Source organism: Campylobacter sp. LR264d (assembly GCF_008633895.1).
In the GTDB taxonomy this organism is placed as follows: Bacteria; Campylobacterota; Campylobacteria; order Campylobacterales; family Campylobacteraceae; genus Campylobacter_D.
Genome location: NZ_VJNT01000026.1, coordinates 32148 through 48346, shown reverse-complemented (window position 1 = coordinate 48346; position 16199 = coordinate 32148). Strand labels below are relative to the sequence as shown.

General features: G+C 30.0%; 22 protein-coding genes and 2 pseudogenes. 8 read left to right on the top strand and 16 right to left on the bottom strand.

Annotated elements, in window-relative coordinates; all coding sequences use genetic code 11:
- From FMM56_RS08745 to FMM56_RS06140, 3 genes and pseudogenes are all read left to right on the top strand, one after another.
- Positions 1-251: pseudogene (locus tag FMM56_RS08745) on the top strand (hypothetical protein); the annotation flags it as partial.
- 13 nt (positions 252-264) lie between these two features.
- Positions 265-441 (top strand): hypothetical protein, encoded by a 177-nt coding sequence (locus tag FMM56_RS08740; RefSeq protein ID WP_190317951.1) that lies wholly within the window; start codon positions 265-267, stop codon positions 439-441.
- Between the two features lie 40 nt (positions 442-481).
- Entirely contained in the window at positions 482-649 is a 168-nt protein-coding gene (locus FMM56_RS06140) for a hypothetical protein (protein WP_190319028.1), read from the top strand.
- A 61-nt stretch (positions 650-710) separates the two neighbouring features.
- Here FMM56_RS06140 and ppa read toward each other — a convergent pair whose 3' ends face one another.
- The 4 genes from ppa to aspS all read right to left on the bottom strand — a co-directional run bounded on the left by ppa (position 711) and on the right by aspS (position 4053).
- Positions 711-1232: an inorganic diphosphatase gene (gene ppa, locus FMM56_RS06135; protein WP_150141703.1), complete on the bottom strand. Its 522-nt coding sequence runs from the start codon at positions 1230-1232 to the stop codon at positions 711-713.
- Positions 1229-1537: a DUF4410 domain-containing protein gene (locus tag FMM56_RS06130; protein ID WP_411675369.1), complete on the bottom strand. Its 309-nt coding sequence runs from the start codon at positions 1535-1537 to the stop codon at positions 1229-1231. Before FMM56_RS06130 ends, ppa begins: the two co-directional genes overlap by 4 nt.
- Positions 1538-1735: 198 nt before the next feature.
- Positions 1736-2311 carry an adenylate kinase gene (locus FMM56_RS06125; protein WP_150141705.1) on the bottom strand — a complete coding sequence of 192 codons (576 nt, stop codon included), beginning with the start codon at positions 2309-2311 and terminating at the stop codon, positions 1736-1738.
- The gene (aspS, locus tag FMM56_RS06120) at positions 2308-4053 is read right to left on the bottom strand and encodes an aspartate--tRNA ligase (RefSeq protein ID WP_150141706.1); all 1746 of its coding nucleotides are present in this window, start codon (positions 4051-4053) and stop codon (positions 2308-2310) included. The genes FMM56_RS06125 and aspS overlap by 4 nt, the downstream gene beginning before the upstream one ends.
- A 93-nt stretch (positions 4054-4146) precedes the next feature.
- Here aspS and FMM56_RS06115 point away from each other — a divergent pair, with 93 nt between their 5' ends.
- From FMM56_RS06115 to FMM56_RS06105, 3 genes are all read left to right on the top strand, one after another.
- Positions 4147-5001, top strand: coding sequence for an NAD(+) kinase (locus FMM56_RS06115; protein ID WP_150141707.1), 855 nt, complete (start codon positions 4147-4149; stop codon positions 4999-5001).
- A complete protein-coding gene (locus tag FMM56_RS06110) occupies positions 5001-6524 on the top strand; it encodes an AAA family ATPase (protein ID WP_150151733.1) in 1524 nt (507 codons plus the stop codon). Before FMM56_RS06115 ends, FMM56_RS06110 begins: the two co-directional genes overlap by 1 nt.
- 191 nt (positions 6525-6715) lie before the next feature.
- On the top strand, positions 6716-7216 hold the full coding sequence (locus FMM56_RS06105; protein WP_150141709.1) for a replication initiation protein: 501 nt from the start codon (positions 6716-6718) through the stop codon (positions 7214-7216).
- Here FMM56_RS06105 and kdsB read toward each other — a convergent pair.
- Genes kdsB through FMM56_RS06085 form a run of 4 tightly spaced genes read right to left on the bottom strand, consistent with a single transcriptional unit; the run spans position 7203 to position 10975 of the window.
- Complete coding sequence (gene kdsB / locus FMM56_RS06100) at positions 7203-7922, bottom strand: 3-deoxy-manno-octulosonate cytidylyltransferase (RefSeq protein WP_150141710.1); 720 nt, start codon at positions 7920-7922, stop codon at positions 7203-7205. The two genes, FMM56_RS06105 and kdsB, sit on opposite strands and share 14 nt — an antisense overlap.
- A complete protein-coding gene (gene thrC / locus FMM56_RS06095) occupies positions 7919-9331 on the bottom strand; it encodes a threonine synthase (RefSeq protein ID WP_150151730.1) in 1413 nt (470 codons plus the stop codon). The genes kdsB and thrC overlap by 4 nt, the downstream gene beginning before the upstream one ends.
- Positions 9318-10232, bottom strand: coding sequence for a tetraacyldisaccharide 4'-kinase (locus tag FMM56_RS06090; RefSeq protein WP_150141712.1), 915 nt, complete (start codon positions 10230-10232; stop codon positions 9318-9320). Before FMM56_RS06090 ends, thrC begins: the two co-directional genes overlap by 14 nt.
- A gap of 2 nt (positions 10233-10234) precedes the next feature.
- Positions 10235-10975: an NAD+ synthase gene (locus FMM56_RS06085; RefSeq protein ID WP_150141713.1), complete on the bottom strand. Its 741-nt coding sequence runs from the start codon at positions 10973-10975 to the stop codon at positions 10235-10237.
- A gap of 58 nt (positions 10976-11033) precedes the next feature.
- Here FMM56_RS06085 and FMM56_RS06080 point away from each other — a divergent pair, with 58 nt between their 5' ends.
- Both FMM56_RS06080 and FMM56_RS06075 read left to right on the top strand, forming a co-directional pair.
- A complete protein-coding gene (locus FMM56_RS06080; protein ID WP_150208072.1) occupies positions 11034-11630 on the top strand; it encodes an MBL fold metallo-hydrolase in 597 nt (198 codons plus the stop codon).
- A gap of 8 nt (positions 11631-11638) precedes the next feature.
- A complete protein-coding gene (locus FMM56_RS06075) occupies positions 11639-11938 on the top strand; it encodes a hypothetical protein (RefSeq protein ID WP_150141715.1) in 300 nt (99 codons plus the stop codon).
- A 116-nt stretch (positions 11939-12054) separates the two neighbouring features.
- On the opposite strand, the gene FMM56_RS09225 is transcribed toward FMM56_RS06075, so the two are convergent.
- From FMM56_RS09225 to FMM56_RS06040, 8 genes and pseudogenes are all read right to left on the bottom strand, one after another.
- Complete coding sequence (locus tag FMM56_RS09225) at positions 12055-12189, bottom strand: hypothetical protein (RefSeq protein WP_263312615.1); 135 nt, start codon at positions 12187-12189, stop codon at positions 12055-12057.
- 35 nt (positions 12190-12224) lie between these two features.
- Positions 12225-12701 (bottom strand): FtsK/SpoIIIE domain-containing protein, encoded by a 477-nt coding sequence (locus FMM56_RS06070; protein WP_190319026.1) that lies wholly within the window; start codon positions 12699-12701, stop codon positions 12225-12227.
- A 177-nt stretch (positions 12702-12878) separates the two neighbouring features.
- The gene (locus tag FMM56_RS06065) at positions 12879-13157 is read right to left on the bottom strand and encodes a hypothetical protein (RefSeq protein WP_150208068.1); all 279 of its coding nucleotides are present in this window, start codon (positions 13155-13157) and stop codon (positions 12879-12881) included.
- A 56-nt stretch (positions 13158-13213) separates the two neighbouring features.
- Positions 13214-13477, bottom strand: a complete 264-nt coding sequence (locus FMM56_RS06060; RefSeq protein ID WP_223811478.1) for a rhodanese-like domain-containing protein — start codon at positions 13475-13477, stop codon at positions 13214-13216.
- A gap of 20 nt (positions 13478-13497) precedes the next feature.
- On the bottom strand, positions 13498-14247 hold the full coding sequence (fliP, locus tag FMM56_RS06055) for a flagellar type III secretion system pore protein FliP (protein ID WP_150141718.1): 750 nt from the start codon (positions 14245-14247) through the stop codon (positions 13498-13500).
- 59 nt (positions 14248-14306) lie between these two features.
- Positions 14307-15077 (bottom strand): TSUP family transporter, encoded by a 771-nt coding sequence (locus tag FMM56_RS06050; protein WP_150180482.1) that lies wholly within the window; start codon positions 15075-15077, stop codon positions 14307-14309.
- A 165-nt stretch (positions 15078-15242) separates the two neighbouring features.
- A pseudogene (locus FMM56_RS09300) lies at positions 15243-15482 on the bottom strand (ribbon-helix-helix protein, CopG family); the annotation flags it as partial.
- A 23-nt stretch (positions 15483-15505) separates the two neighbouring features.
- Positions 15506-16099: a bacteriohemerythrin gene (locus tag FMM56_RS06040; protein ID WP_150208063.1), complete on the bottom strand. Its 594-nt coding sequence runs from the start codon at positions 16097-16099 to the stop codon at positions 15506-15508.
- Positions 16100-16199 lie beyond the last annotated feature (100 nt).

Here is a 16199-nt window from a genome sequence, read left to right as displayed (position 1 = left end):
TAGATATAGCAAAAACCATAGCTAATGCTTATAAAATTCTTTCACAAGTAGTAGGTTATAATATATTAAATTCAAAAGATAGTTTTAGCATTTATTATATTGCAAATTTTCCACAAGGATATGAGTTTAATCGCCAAAGTATGCAAGTAGGAAAAATTTATAATACAAGCACTGATTATCTTAATGAAGAATTGCATTTTAATTTTAAAAATAATACAAATACTTTAATCAATAACTTATTTTTTTGTTAGCAATGGTGATAAAATGAAAGGAAAAACTGCAATAGATATACTTAACAATAACAATGGTGGAAAGGAAAATGTAAATATTGGAGTATTTTTTAATCCTAATGGTCAAAAATATACAAATAGTGATGGAACTATAAGCAAGGGTGGGATTTTGGTTACCATTGTAAATGCAAATATTTACACAAGAGAGTGAAACTACTTCTTGGGGTACATTTCAAGACTTTGATAAAAGCATGAGTTTATCGAAATTAAATGCTATGCGTTCAATAAAATCTAATGAGATTGTTTATCTTTTTGGCGACCCTGATACACAAGAAAGAATAAAAGAAGATATGAAAAACTATAAAGACCCCTTTAATTTATTGTTTGAAGAATTAAATAAACTAATAAAAAACAATTAGAAAAATTAAAAGAAACCAAGCAAAAAAATATATATAAAAATTTAAAACTAGTCAAATTTGACTAGTTTTTGTAGTTTTTAATAGCCTTTTGCAAAATTTCAACAGCTACTTCTTTGTCTTTAAAATCTTGTACCTTAACCCATTTGTTAGGTTCTAAAATTTTATAGGTTTCAAAGAAATTTTTAATCCTATCAAGAGTAGCCTTTGGTAAATCAGAAAGGGCGTTTATCTCTTTAAATCTAGCATCGATTTTATCACCTGGTACTGCTAAAAGCTTTTCATCCATACCACTTTCATCCTCCATTATCAAAACGCCTATTAGTTTACAAGGTATAACAGCCCCTGCTTGTACAGGGTATTCATTTAAAACTAAAATATCCACAGGATCGCCATCATCTGCTAGGGTATTTGCTATAAAACCATAGTTTGCAGGGTAAAAAACTGCACTTGGTACTACCCTATCTACAACTATAGCCCCACTTTCTTTATCTAGTTCGTATTTAACGTTTGAACCATAAGGAATTTCGATTATAGCATTGATTTTATTTGGGATATCGCCAATGCTAATCTTACTCAAATTCATCTTTTTTTCTCCTTTGTAATATATTCGTTTTTTATTTTCTCAACTACACCTTCTGCAATGTCAGTAAAAAGCCCACTAGCATCGCCACCAAAGGCACCAGCTTTTAAAGACGCATTTATGTCAAAACTGCCCCTACTTTCATCTTGTTGATTAAATAATTCTATACTTGCACTAACACTAGCCTCGCCAGCTCCAAAACCTACCGTATATCTAAGAAAACGATTGCCCTCATCATAATGTAAAATTTTACATTGGACAACTAAATCATCTCCATAAATTTTTTCTTCTTGCAACGTCTTATTGATTGCTTCTTGAAGATTTTGTTCTTCTTCGCTGGTTCCACAAGTAGCGCTAGCATACTCAAATTCCTTATAACTTTCTTCATAATTTACATTGTAAATCGTATAAGGCGTACAACCACTAACTAAAAATCCACCCCCCCCCCATTAGCATACAAGCTAAAATAAAACTTTTTTTCATTAACACTCCTTTTTTAAAAGTTTTTAAATTTTTTGAATTTTTTCAATTAAAATTTTCATATCATTAACAATAGGCTCAATAGCCCTTTCCCCATCTATAATAAAATGAAGTTTTTTCTTTTGGTAAAATTCCAAAATTTCATTTAAAGGCTGTGTATAAACTCTCATTCTATTATAAAAGACCTCTTCATTATCATCAGCCCCTCTATTTCTGCCTAAAACCCTATCCTTAGCTACTTCTTCACTTACACGTACTTCTATAACACCCTTTAATTCAATCTCGTTTTGTTCGCCTAAGACCTTATCAAATTCAAGCATTTGTTCCACGCTTCTTGGATAGCCATCTATAATAACTACCTTTGTAGGTGCGTTTTTAAGGGCTGTGACAATAGTATTTACAACCACTTCTAAGGGTACTAAATCGCCCTTTGAAATGAAACTATCTATTTTTTGACCCAACTCGCTACCATTAGCAACTTCAGCCCTTAATAAATCGCCCGTTGAATAGTGTGTAACATTTGCATCATTTTTTGCGATTAAACTAGCATCGGTAGTTTTTCCACTACCTGGTGCACCTATGATTAAGAATAATTCTTTCATTTGTTCTCCCTTATTTTAATTCCTAATTCCCTTAATGCTTCATTATTAGCAACGCTTGGTGCCCCTGTCATTAAACATTGTGCCTTTTGAGTTTTTGGAAAGGCAATTACCTCTCGAATGCTACTAGCATTAGAAATAAGCATTATCAATCTATCAAGCCCTATAGCAATGCCCCCGTGTGGAGGTGCCCCAAAGCTTAAAGCATCAAGTAAAAAGCCGAATTTATTTTTTTGTTCATTTTCATCTATATTTAAAAGTTTAAAAACCCTTTGTTGAATTTCATTTTTATGAATTCTTATACTTCCTCCACCAAGTTCAACACCATTTAAAACAATATCATAGGCAATTGATTCTATATCTTCTATATTAGCATCTAAATTTTTTGGCATGGTAAAAGGGTGATGCATGGCTGAAAAGCTACCATCATCATTTTCTTCAAACATAGGAAAATCCACAATCCAAATGAAATTTAATTCTTTTTCGTTTATTAATTTTAATTCTTGTGCTAGAAAATTTCTAAATCTACCCATATAATCAAGCACAACTTTTTTAGCACCAGCCCCAAAAAATACGACATCGCCAATCTCTAACTCACATCTTTTAACAAGTTCGTTTAAATCATTTTCACTAAAAAATTTACACAAAGGCCCCTTTAAGCCATCTTCTTTAACCTGTATAAAGGCTAAGCCTTGTGCTCCAAATTTACGCACAAATTCTTCAAATTTTTGCATTTGTCTTTTTGAAAATATAGTATCGCCCTTTGGAACCCTTAAAGCTTTGATTCTATTTTTCTTACTATCACTAGCAATTTTAGAAAAAATTTCATTATTAGAACGGGCAAATATATCGCACACATCAATAAATTTTAAATCAAATCTTAAATCAGGCTTATCGCTACCATAATTTTCCATAGCATCCTTATAAAGCATTTGTTTAAAAGGGGTTTGAATTTCCTTTCCACAAGCAATAAAAATATCCTTTAAAAAAGTTTCTGCTACCTTTATAATGTCTTTTTGTTCGCAAAAACTCATTTCAACATCAATTTGAGTAAATTCAGGCTGCCTATCAGCCCTTAAATCCTCGTCTCTGAAACATTTTGCGATTTGAAAATACTTATCAAACCCTGCACACATTAAAAGCTGTTTGAAAAGCTGCGGACTTTGTGGTAGGGCAAAAAATTCGCCTTGGTGAACTCTAGAAGGCACTAAATAATCCCTTGCACCTTCTGGCGTAGCCTTAGTTAAAATAGGCGTTTCAATCTCTAAAAAGCCCATATTTGCTAAGGAATTTCTAGCTGCTATGCAAACTTTAGAGCGTAGAAAAAAATTGTCGTATAATTTTGGATTTCTAAGGTCTAAAAAACGATATTTTAAACGAAGTTCTTCATTTACATTTTCATCGCCTATTGCAAAGGGTGGTAAAGCACTTTCATTTTCAATAATTAACTCATCAACCACAACTTCAATCTCGCCTGTTTTAAGCTTAGAATTTACTAAGCCCTCACCCCTTGGTCTAATTTTACCACTTACAATAAGAACAAATTCACTTCTAACTAGCGAGGCTGCTTCGTGTGCCTTAATGCTATCCTTTGGGTCACAAACTAATTGTATAAGCCCACTTCTATCACGCAAATCGATAAAAATCACGCCTCCATGGTCTCTATAACTATTTACCCACCCACAAAGTTTAACCTCCTTGCCAACATCGTTAATATCTAATTGTGTATTATAATGTGTACGCAATGTTTTTCCTTAATTGTGTAAAATTTTTAAAATAATTTTGAGATTATAGTATTTTTATTCTTTTGCTTTGCTAAGTTTTGATATAATTTTTAAATGCAAAATGAATTAGATTACAAAAATATACAAAAAATCGGTCTTGTAAGTAGAATAGGTACGAATTTAGATAAAGAAATTTTGTATTTAAATGAAATTTTAAAGGAAAAAAAAGTACAACTCCTGCTTTTAAAAAATTCTTCTTCTTTGAATTTACCTAGCTTTGAGATAGATGAATTATTTAAACAAAGTGATTTTGTTATATCTCTTGGAGGTGATGGTACCTTAATATCCTTATCAAAAAAGGCCTTTGAATTTAATAAGGCGATTTTAGGTATAAATGCTGGAAAATTAGGCTTTTTAACGGATTTTAAAGTAGAAAAGGCAAGGGAATTTTTTGATGAGTTTTTTATGGGTAAATTTAGGATAGAAAAGCCATTTATGCTTGATATTAGCCTAGAAAATGAAAAAGAAAAAATTCTAAAATATGCCTTTAATGATGTCTTCTTTTTTAGAGAACAAAATGTATCTATGGCACATTTTGAACTTTATAGAAATAATAAAATTTTTAATGAATACAATGGTGATGGGTTAATTGTGGCAACACCAGCAGGTTCAACTGCATATAATCTTAGTGCAAATGGTCCTATTGTTTATACCCTAGCACAAGTTTTTATACTAACTCCTATTTGTTCTCATTCTTTAACGCAAAGACCTATTGTTTTGCCAAAGGGTTTTGATTTAGAGGTTAGGGCTAAAAATTGTTTAATTAACATTGATGGGCATGAAAATTTTAAGGCTGATGATTTTAGTAAAATAAAAGTAGGATTAAGCGAAAAAAGTGTTTCTTTAATACATCCAAAAAGTAGAGATTATTTTCAAATTTTAAAAGAAAAATTACACTGGGGACATTAATGATAACGCATATTTTTATGAGAGAAAATTTAAGCTTTAAAAAGGTAGATTTAAAATTTGATAATGGACTTGTGGTATTTAGTGGGCTAAGTGGGGCTGGTAAATCTATACTTTTTAAGGGAATTTTATCTGCCTTTGGGCTTTGTGAAAATGATGCTAAATTTGTAGAACTTCAATTAAATGATGAGTTAAATTTGCAAGATTATGGGATATATGGCGAGGGTGAAAATACCTTTAAAATGCTTAAGGAAAAAAGCACAAAATATTTTATAAACAATCAAAACATAGCAAAAAAAAGCCTAGTAAGCCTTAGTAAGAATTTTGTAAAATATCTAAGTTCTAAGGAAAATAACGAATTTTCAAAGGAAAAATTTCTTTTTTTGCTTGATTGTTTGCAAATGCAAAAAGAGCCTATTTTTAAGGACTTTAAAGAGGAATTTATAAGTGATTTTAAAGAACTTAGTAAGATTAAAGATGAGCTTAAAAAAATAGAAAATGAAGAAAGGCAAATTTTAGAATTAAAAGAACTAGCCCAATCTCAAATAGAAAGAATTTCAAGTATAAATCCAAAAATAGGAGAATATGAAGAACTTCTAAGCCTTAAAAAAAGGCTTTCAAAAAAGGATAAGATAGAAGAAGCTTGGGCAAGGGCTGGGCATATTTTTGATTATGAAAGGGCTGTAATTGACGCATTAAATTTATGCGAGATTGATAATACCTTTTTTAGTGATTGTTTAAATGAATTAAGAATAATTGCCCAAAATCAAAATTTTGAAGAATTTGAGATGATAAATATAGAATCTATACTTGATAGAATCGAAGATTTATCTTACCTTATAAGACGTTATGAAAGCATTGAAAACGCCCTTTTAGTTTTAGATGAAAAGAAAAAAGAATTACTTCATTATGAAAATTTAAGCTTTGAAAAGGATGAATTGCAAAAAAAGCTTGAAAAATTAAAAGATATTGTAAATAAAAAAGCAAAAATTCTAAGCGACAAAAGAAAGGCAAATTTGCCTATTTTACAAGGCTTATTAAATGATTATCTTAAAAATCTTTATATGAAAAATGTAGAATTATGCCTTTTTGATGAAGAACTTAGCAGTCTTGGCAAGGATAATATAAGCTTAAATATCGATAAAACCATGCTTAAAAATTTAAGTTCTGGCGAGTTAAATAGGCTTAGACTTGCCTTTATAGCTACTGAATGTAAGATTACAAGCTATGGAAGTGGGATTATATTTTTAGATGAAATTGATGCAAATTTAAGTGGAAAAGAGGCAATGAGCGTAGCAAATGTATTAAATGAACTAGCTAAGTTTTATCAAATTTTTGCTATTTCTCACTTACCTCAACTTTCTTCAAGGGCACAAAATCACTTTTTAGTAGAAAAGATTAATAATGAAAGCTTTGTTAGAAAATTAAACAAGGATGAAAGGGCGAACGAACTTGCTAGAATGGTAAGTGGTGAGTTAGTAAGCGAAGAGGCCCTAAGCTTTGCAAAAACTTTATTAAATGAGTAAGGTGTAAGATGAAATTTAACAACGACATAACTAAGTTAAGATTAGGACCTCTAAATTTAAACGAATAAAAATTATTATTTTTGATTTTTAATAAGATAAAAAAAGCAGTAGCGTAACTATCACAGAGGTTGAATTATTAAAGATTATTGATCAAAATTTATCTAAATTGAATGATTTACTAGCAAGTATAAATGTTAAATTTTCAAAGGATAGTTTTAAAAAAAATCATAAAAACACAAAAGGGCTATACCTTAAAAACCTTCAATCTTTTTGATAGTTTTGTAATATCTAATAAACTTAAAAACATAGAAATTAAAGCAAATGAAAATTTGTCAATTTTAATTAAGGATTTAAAGACAATCTTTACAAGTAAGCAGTTAAGGGAATTTTTAAGCCTTAAAGATACATACGCTAAAATACTTTATATGATTTTAAAAAATTGTAAAGATAGTGGGGTTTGCAATAGCTTTAAGATAAAATGGCAAGATTTTAAAGAAATTTTTGCCGTGCCACAAAATTACACTAAAAAAGAACTTAGCAAATTTGTTTTAAAACTAGCCATTGACGAGCTTTCAAGCCCTAGACATATATTTAATCAAAACATAATTTTTAGAAATTTAAGCTTTGAAAAGGTCATTATTGTAAGAAAAATTGTAGGCATTAAATTCTTATGGACGCCTACTCATAATTAAATTCTTTTAATGCCCTTTCATAATCTTGCTTAGTATCAATGCCTATGCTTGTAGTTGAAATTTCAAGCATTTTTATCTTTTTACCATTTTCAATAGCCCTTAATTGTTCTAATTTTTCAGCCTTTTCAAGCAAAGACATAGGAAAAGCACAAAATTCTTTCAAAGCCTTAACACTATATGCATAAATTCCTAAATGCCCCTTAAAACTTTCGCTATAATTATCTCTTTCAAAGGGAATTTTTGCCCTTGAAAAATAAAGTCCAAAGCCAAATTTATCGCATACTACCTTTACTAAATTGCTATCTTGTGCAGCATCTTTATCGATTTTTTTAAAGCAACTTGCCATAAAGGCATCCTTATTTAAGCAAGAATGGGCAAATTCCTTAAATTTTCTTAAATTTTCTTCTTCTATAAAGGGTTCATCAGCTTGTACATTTATGATAATTTCATTTTCATTTAAGCCTAATTTTTGACAAACCTCATTAATTCTATCTGTACCACTTTCATGGTCCTTTCTTGTCAAAACTGCCTTAAAACCATAATCCTTAGCTATATTTAAAATCTTTTCATCATCCACGCCTATACAAACATCATCAACCCTTAAGGCTTTTTTTGCAGTGGCTATAAACATAGGGTATTGCCCTATTTTACATAAAATTTTTTCATTAAAGCGAGTTGATTTCAATCTAGCAGGTATAATAATCATTGCTTAATCCACCTTTTTATCTCATTTTCTAAATTTTCAATCTCATAAACTTCGTATTTTTTATTTTCCAATTCAAAAAGTTTTAAAATTTCATCCTTAACCTTGACATTAAATTTCTTTGCAAGTTCCATTAAGTCAGCTCTCTCATCCACGCTTTCTCTATCAAATAAAGCCTTTATCATACTTGGGGTAAATTTAGTCCATTCAGCAGTAGAAGTAATGATACTTGCCTCATTTTTATCCAAAAGCTTAAAACAAGTAGCAGTATGAGGGTCAATTAAAGAAAAATTTGAATTTATCACTTCCATACATTCTAAATCAGTGCTAAAATCAGCCTTAAATTCATTTTGCAAATTTTTTAATTCATCATTAGTTAAGCTAAAATGCCTTTCATTTTTTAAGCTAAGCATTAATTCATTAGTTCGTTTATCACCAAATTTATCAAACAAAAGTCTTTCTATATTTGAAGAAATTAATATATCCATAGCCGGTGAAATGGTCTTTTTCAAGCTTTTTCCCCTTAAATCATAAACGCCCTTATTGAAAAGCTCACTTAGGATATTATTCGCATTTGAAGCAATTTTTATAAGAGAAATTGGTGCACCCATTTTTTTAGCATAATACGCCCCAAGGGCGTTTCCAAAATTTCCACTAGGTATTATAATTTCAACATTTTCGCCAGTTTTTTCATTAACCTTTAAAGCAGCATAATAATGATAAATTATTTGAAATAATATACGACCAAAATTTATAGAATTTGCCGCACAAAGTTCATAACCTAAATCAGTTAAATAAGACTTAAAATCATCCTTTGCAAGAAAATTTTTTAAAATTCTTTGTGCGTCATCAAAATCACCATTGATAGCATAAACCTTTAAATTTACCTTATCCAAAGCCCTCATTTGCAATGCTTGAACCTTGCTTGTAGCATCATTTGGATACATACAAACTACCTTAATATTTTTTGAATTTTCAAAGCTTTTCAAAGTAGCAGGTCCTGTATCTCCACTTGTAGCACAGATTATTAATATCTTTTTATCCTTACTAAATTCATTTAAAAGAATGCCAAAGGGCACCAAGGCCATATCCTTAAAGGCACGAGTTGGCCCATGATAAAGCTCATTTATAAAGCATTTTTCATCAATTTGACTTAAATTTATAGGACAAGTACTATCATCAAAACACTCATAAGCCTTTAAAGCCTTTTTAAATAACTCATCATGCCCAAAATCAAAGCTTTGTATTAACTTAAAGGCAAAGTCAGCATAACTTAAATTTGCATAATCTTCACCCTTAAATTTTGGCAAACTTAAAGGCGTGTATAAGCCTCCGCTTTTAGCATTTGGGTTAATTAAAGCTTCCTTAAAACTTACTTGATTTTGCGAATTTCTACTTTCAACTAGCAACATTAAAACTCCTTATATAATTTTGTAATTTTTCCTTAAAATTCTCGCTTAAAATAATGCTTAATTCTATTATTTGACACTTAAATCCAAAATCCTTAACCTTAACAAAGTCCTTAAAGGTAAGCATTAGGGTATCGCAATTGTGCTTTTTAAGTAATATTTCTAACTCATCTTTTTTAAAGCTATAATGGTCATCAAAAAAATAACAAGCCCTAGCCTTACTGAAATGTTCGTTCAAACGAAAGGGCTTAGCAATGGCGGTTACTAAAATGGCCTTTGTGTTTTCCTTTGTGCTTGAATAACGATAAAAATCCTGACCTTCTTTTGCGATAAAATCAGCCCTCTTAGCAAAACTTAAAGGAAGTCTATAAGCCCCACTTGGCAATACAAAGTTAAAATAAGGCTTTACTTCGCTTTCTAACAAAATATCAAATTTTTTAATATGAAATTTAGAAAAGGCATCATCAAGCAAGATTAAATTTGCCCCCATTTCAATGGCCTTTTGTATGCCTTTAATTCTATCTTCACTTACTATTACACCTAAAATACTTTCTTCAAAGGCATACTCCATGGCCTCGTCGCCACTTTTTTCAACATTACAAAGTATTTTTTCAAATTTAACCACAACCAAACCCTTACTTTTTCTTTTATAACCTCTTAAAATTACAAAAATTTTTCTTTCCTTAAATTCCCTTGCAATTGCTTTACAAAGTGGCGTTTTGCCATTACCTCCAAAGCTTAAATTCCCAACGCTAATAATGGGTACAAAAAAACTTATTTTTTTTCTAAATTTAGTATTTAAAATAGCAATAATAGCATAAATCGCACTTAAAGGAAGACACAAAAAGGCTATAAATTTTTGAAAAAAATTTGGGTTAAAAAAATAGCTATCAAGCCAGGTCATAATTAAATCTTTGCAATAAGTGGAGTTTTAAGCTTAAAAGCATTTGCTTTTATCCTTGAATTTAGCATATTTAAAAGCCTTTTATCTATATTTTTTAAGCCCTTTTTATTCTTGCTAAGTAAGATTTTTAAGCCCTTATCAATGCTAGCATAAGAAAAGCCTAAATCATCTTCATCACTTTGTCCATCCCATAAATCAGCACTTGGGGCTTTTTCTATAAATTCATTTGGCAACTTTAAAAATCTAGCAAAATCATAAATTTCACTCTTAAAAAGTTTTCCTATAGGATTAAAAGCACAAGCTAAATCCCCATAAATCGTGCCATACCCTAGCATTAACTCGCTTTTATTTGAGGTACCTATAACTAAATAATTTTTCAAAGCAGAATAATCATAAAGCAAGGACATTCTAATCCTAGCAGCATAATTTCCTATGCGAATTTTATTTAAATCTTGACTTTCTTTGATAAAAGAATCTAAAATTCCTTGAATTTCAATGATTTTATAATCTACCTTTAAGCTTTCACAAAGATTAATCGCATCTTTTAAATTTGCTTGATTTGAACTTTTTGTTGGCATAATCAAGGCTAGTATATTTTCATTTAACGCCCTTTTGCAAAGTGTTAAAACAAGGGCTGAGTCAATTCCTCCACTAAGTCCTAAAATAACGCCCTTAGCACCAGCTTTTTTTACCCTTTTTTGTATGAAAAAAACTAGTTTTTTGTTTATTTTTTTATAGTCCATATCCAAGCCTTAATAAAAAAATTATATAATTATAATGATTTTTCTTTAAGGAAAGGCAATGCAAATTTTAAAAATGCCTTGTGGGGCTTATGCTACAAATTGTTATATTATAAAAAATGAAAACGGCGATATAGTAATTGATGCTGGGGTAAATGCCTTTGATTTTATAAGTAAAAATTCTTCAGATGTCAAGGCTATTTTAAACACTCACGGGCATTTTGACCATGTTTGGGACAATAATATAGTTAAAAAACATTTTAAAGCAGATATTTTTATACATAAAGATGATGAATTTATGCTAAATGACCCCTTTAATCAAGGCTTTGAAAAGAGTAAGGCTGATTTTTTAATAAGTGATGAAAATGAATTTATGATAAATAATTTAAAATTTAAATTTCACCATTTTCCAGGGCATACGCCAGGTTGTTGTATGATAGAACTTGTCGGAGAAAATTTAATGTTTAGCGGGGATTTTTTATTTTTAAAAAGCATAGGTAGGTGGGATTTTCCTTACTCAGATGCTACTTTAATGAAACAAAGCTTAAAAAGAGTGATGACTTATAAGGGTGATTTTCGCCTTTTACCAGGACATGGCGATGAGACAAGTTTAAGGGCGGAACAAAGGCACTTGAATGCTTGGCTTAGTTATTTTTAGGCTTAAAAATGAGTATTAATGAAATAATCTTATATTTTTTAATCTTTATAATCTGCTTTTCCTTACTTGGCTTTTTTTTCTCAAGAAAGCCAAAGGAAAAACCTACTTTTTATAATAGAATTTGTCCTTGTAGAAAAATGGCAGATGATGGCAGTTTAAGCAAAATTTGCATATATATAGGGGCGGCTACTTTTTTGTATAGTACAACTTATATAAGCTTAGCTAAATTCATAAACCCCTATATAAATTTAATCTTTTTACTATCTTTTATTTGCGTTTTTATAGGCTGGAAATTAAAGCTTAGCTAGATATTGCCTTATTTCTTCATTATATAAATAAACGCCTAAAACATTTTCAAATCTTGTACTATTTCCAGTAAATAGCTTAACTAGCATATCTCCCTTAGTTGATAATTTTTCAGCACCTAAAACCCAGCCATTCTTACTTCATCCCTATCAGTTACCTTTAAACCAATTCTACCTTGTATATTGCTTAATAAGTCTGAGTCAAATAATTTTTTGCTTAATTTTTGATTACAAAAAATAAAATGAATCGACACGCTCCTACAAAGCTTAACCAAATTTATTATCCTTTCTAATAGGACCTTATTACTAGTGAATAACTAGCCTCGTCTATAAATATTACAATAGGTTCAAAGCCTTTATTTTCCTTTTTATCATCACTCCTTAAAACGCGAAGTGCTTCAACTTCATCCACATGTTTAAGCATATCATTTGCCTCGTGGTAAATTTTTATATTTTGTTTAAATATATCAAAATCCCCATCATTCTTACAATCATAAACATAAAGTTTAGCCATGCTTGTTTTAAGTAAATATAAAACCATGGTCTTTAAAAGAACAGATTTTCCACTTCCACTTGTACCAATTACAAAGAGGTGAGTACCATTTATATCCAAATATATAGACTTTTTATCTGTATTAAAGCCTGTAAAAAGTGCTAAATCATAATTATTTGGATGATTATTTATGGCCAGTTCAAAGTCACTTTGCCCTAATTTTGTCCAATCTTCTTCTTTTTTGGAAATTTGTATTTGATAAGAACATTGCAAACTTAAATTATTTAAGGCAAAATAAAGTGCATTACTAATCCCTATAGCCTTAGCTAATTCTTCAAATCTATTTTAAAAATCCTTTAATTAGTAGAATCTAAAACCTTAAAGTCCTAGTAGGGCTTGGATAACCCTTGCCTATTAGATTAAACCAAAATTCATCTTGTAACTTAGGACTTACTTATATAACCTTAAAGGGAATTTTATGCTTTTTTGCGTGTGAATTATAGCTTTTATTATTTTTAATAAAAAATCATTTATATTTGGGGCTTCAACTAGGGTATTTGAAACTATTGCATAGCTTTGCCTTTGTTCATTTTTAGGCAAATTTGCAAGCATTTCATAAAACAATTGCAAAGCACGGCTTGAATCATTACCACCACTTATAACAAAGGTCTTTTGCTTATATTTTGTGTATTTAGTATATATCTTGTATGGTTTGTTGTATATTTTCATTTAGGTTATTGTTTAACTCAACTATAGGTAAATTAGAAGATAAACAATCATAAATACTAGCATAATAAAAATTTAAATGTTCTAATCCTCTCCCCCATTTGCATTAAAGAATCAGCCATGTTTTTAGCTTTTTTCGCACTAGAACAAAGCAATACTAAGTCTTTTTTATTTTTAATCTTACTTATAAAATCAAAAATTTTTTCCTTGCTTTGAAAATGATAAGAATCTTTTAAGTGTGAATTATTGTAACTTTGAATTCCTCTTATATCTATAAAATAAAATTTATCATAATTTTGCTTAATTTCTGAAAGATTAGTCACGCTTACCAAAAGAAACTCCCTTAAACTACCACAGAAAAGCTTTCAACAAGCCTTTGTACTAATAAATGCCAACCATCAACCAAAACAAAGATTAAAAGCTTAAATGGTAAAGAAATCATACTAGGTGGTAACATCATCATACCCATAGCCATCAAAACAGAGGCCACTACCATATCAATAACCAAAAAAGGCAAATATATCAAAAAGCTTATTTCAAAGGCAGTTTTTAATTCTGAAACCATAAAGGCTGGAACTAGCACAGTTAAGGGTACATCATCAACACTTTGAGGATTTGGTAAATCACGAATTCTATAAAAAAGAGCTATATCTTTATCCCTTGTATTTCTTAGCATAAAATTTTTAAAGGGCTTAGAACCAAGTTCAAAGGCTTGTTCGTAGCCTATTTCTTCGGCTAAATAAGGCTTAACCCCATCATTATAAGCCTTGGTTGCAACAGGTTCCATTATAAAAAAGGTTAAAATAAGTGCTAGTGAGGTTAAAACCGTACCTGGAGGCATACTTTGCGTTCCCATTGCCTGTCTTAAAAATGAAAAAACCACAAGCAAACGCAAGAAAGAAGTCATCATAAAAACGATACTAGGGGCAAGGGCAAGTATAGTTAAAACTATGATTATATTAAGCGTTGTTACTAGTTGATTTGGCGTATCGGGTGCACTTAGGCTTAAATTAACAGTAGGAATAGTAACTTCCGGTGCAGCACATAAGACACTGATACTTGCAAAAAATACAAATAAAAAACGCAAAATCATAACCTTGAAATTTTTTAAAAAGCTATTTTAATATTTATCTACTGAAATTTAACTTTATTTTATTTAAAAAAATAATCATAACCCACCTTTAAAAGAGTGGCAAAAACTACTATTAAAAAAAGTGTTCTAATAAAATTTCCATTTGTTTTTAAAACTAGCTTTGAACCCAAAAATGCCCCTATAATCTGCCCCAATCCCATTAAAATTCCAACTATCCAAAGGACCTTATAAGCATATAAAAAAAAGGCAAGTGAAACTACATTGCTAGTAAAATTTAAGCTTTTTGTATTAATGCTTGCATTTTTCATATCAAGCCCTAGAAAAATAACACAGGCAAATATCCAAAACGACCCTGTCCCAGGTCCTAAAAAGCCATCATAAAAGCCTAAAAGCAAACCTGCTATTAAGTGAAAAATTTTTATATTTTTTACCTTCATTTCGCCCTTATGTTTTCCTAAATTTGGCTTTAAGGCAGTGTATAAAAAGGTAAGTGCTAAAAAAACTAGGATTATTAATTTTAAGTATTTATCATTTATGAGTAAAACACAAAAGACCCCTAAAAATGCCCCAAGTGCTGTAAAAAAAACAGCCCAACCTAAAAAGGCTAAATTCATAGACTTATAATAAGTAAGAGTTGCAGTAAATGAACCAAAAACGCTTTGAAGTTTATTTGTAGCTAGAGATAGATGTGCAGGAATTCCACAAGCTATTAAAGCAGGCAAGGTTATAAGCCCTCCACCTCCTACTATTGAGTCTATAAAACCCGCAAAAAGTGCTATAAAAAATAAAATAAAATAATAAATAAGTGCTAAATTTTCAAAATCTTCCAAACAAAATAACCTATAAGATTACAAGACATTTTATTTTTTCTTGTAATCCTTTACTATTTTATTGATTTTCTTACTAGCCTTATTATAATCTCCATCTTTTAACTCTTCAAGAGCCTTTACAGCAAAATCAAAATCATCAGAAGAGATATCTTCTTGACTAGCTTCTTCGTGTATATCCTTTACTAATTTATCAATCTTCTTGCTAGCCTTATTATAATCTCCATCTTTTAACTCTTCAAGGGCATTTATAGCAGTAGAAAAATCTTGCATATCATCTAAAAAGGCGGTTACCGCCTCTCTAATAATAACAGATTTTGGTTTTCCAAGCTTTTTACTTACTTTATCAAGTTTATTTTTAAGTTCTTCTGGCAACCTTAAAGAATACATCTTTGTTTCTTTTCTCATCACTACTTCCTTTATTTTAGTATTTAAGCTTGTTTTTTATAAAATCTAATTGATGCCCCACAAGTTTTACAAGTAAAAACTTTACCCTGTATATCTATCTTTTTATGAATTCCGTATGGTACGTCGTGAATCTTACCAGCACAATCGCAAGTATATAGATAAAACTCAGCCACAGTATCTTCCTCGCTTGTTTCAAAGCTTACCTCGCCACCATCATCAGTAGCTAAGGCCTCGCGTCTCCATTTTGCAACCTTCATATCTTCGTATAAAATATGCTCTAAAAGCCATTTTTTAGCTATAACATAAAGCTTTTCTTTTAAATCATTTGTTGATTTTATATCTTTTATAAGATTTATCATCATTTGTATAATTTCTTTATGAATTTTGCGATGTTCTTCAAGACCAGGAAAATCTATAAGTTGCATATATTTTTCCTCATCGCTAAAATGGTCCTTCATGTAATTAAAAAATTCAGCCAAAAGCTCCTTAACCTCAACCTTACTTACAGCTCTATCTGAAATACTTTCAACCTTAGCAGCTAACTCAAAAAGCTTTTTGTGTTGTTCATCCACCTTAGCATTATGAACGCTAAAGCTATTGTCCCATCTTGGTAACATTGTATGTTCCTTAATACAAGATTTAAAATAACCATTATAGCATAAAATCAAAATTTTAAAGAAAGATTTTTAAAATAAAAGCCTTTTATTAACTAAAAAT

What these genes read in the sequence shown, in the direction of transcription:
- kdsB (WP_150141710.1), bottom strand. Translation starts at nt 7,922, where the DNA reads ATGATTATTATACCTGCTAGATTGAAATCAACTCGCTTTAATGAAAAA.
- FMM56_RS06115 (WP_150141707.1), top strand. Translation starts at nt 4,147, where the DNA reads ATGCAAAATGAATTAGATTACAAAAATATACAAAAAATCGGTCTTGTA.
- fliP (WP_150141718.1), bottom strand. Translation starts at nt 14,247, where the DNA reads ATGATTTTGCGTTTTTTATTTGTATTTTTTGCAAGTATCAGTGTCTTA.
- FMM56_RS06065 (WP_150208068.1), bottom strand. Translation starts at nt 13,157, where the DNA reads ATGAAAATATACAACAAACCATACAAGATATATACTAAATACACAAAA.
- FMM56_RS06085 (WP_150141713.1), bottom strand. Translation starts at nt 10,975, where the DNA reads ATGGACTATAAAAAAATAAACAAAAAACTAGTTTTTTTCATACAAAAA.
- FMM56_RS08740 (WP_190317951.1), top strand. Translation starts at nt 265, where the DNA reads ATGAAAGGAAAAACTGCAATAGATATACTTAACAATAACAATGGTGGA.
- ppa (WP_150141703.1), bottom strand. Translation starts at nt 1,232, where the DNA reads ATGAATTTGAGTAAGATTAGCATTGGCGATATCCCAAATAAAATCAAT.
- FMM56_RS06105 (WP_150141709.1), top strand. Translation starts at nt 6,716, where the DNA reads ATGTTAAATTTTCAAAGGATAGTTTTAAAAAAAATCATAAAAACACAA.
- FMM56_RS06110 (WP_150151733.1), top strand. Translation starts at nt 5,001, where the DNA reads ATGATAACGCATATTTTTATGAGAGAAAATTTAAGCTTTAAAAAGGTA.
- thrC (WP_150151730.1), bottom strand. Translation starts at nt 9,331, where the DNA reads ATGTTGCTAGTTGAAAGTAGAAATTCGCAAAATCAAGTAAGTTTTAAG.
- FMM56_RS06140 (WP_190319028.1), top strand. Translation starts at nt 482, where the DNA reads ATGAGTTTATCGAAATTAAATGCTATGCGTTCAATAAAATCTAATGAG.
- FMM56_RS06040 (WP_150208063.1), bottom strand. Translation starts at nt 16,099, where the DNA reads ATGTTACCAAGATGGGACAATAGCTTTAGCGTTCATAATGCTAAGGTG.
- FMM56_RS06075 (WP_150141715.1), top strand. Translation starts at nt 11,639, where the DNA reads ATGAGTATTAATGAAATAATCTTATATTTTTTAATCTTTATAATCTGC.
- FMM56_RS06080 (WP_150208072.1), top strand. Translation starts at nt 11,034, where the DNA reads ATGCAAATTTTAAAAATGCCTTGTGGGGCTTATGCTACAAATTGTTAT.
- FMM56_RS06090 (WP_150141712.1), bottom strand. Translation starts at nt 10,232, where the DNA reads ATGACCTGGCTTGATAGCTATTTTTTTAACCCAAATTTTTTTCAAAAA.
- FMM56_RS06125 (WP_150141705.1), bottom strand. Translation starts at nt 2,311, where the DNA reads ATGAAAGAATTATTCTTAATCATAGGTGCACCAGGTAGTGGAAAAACT.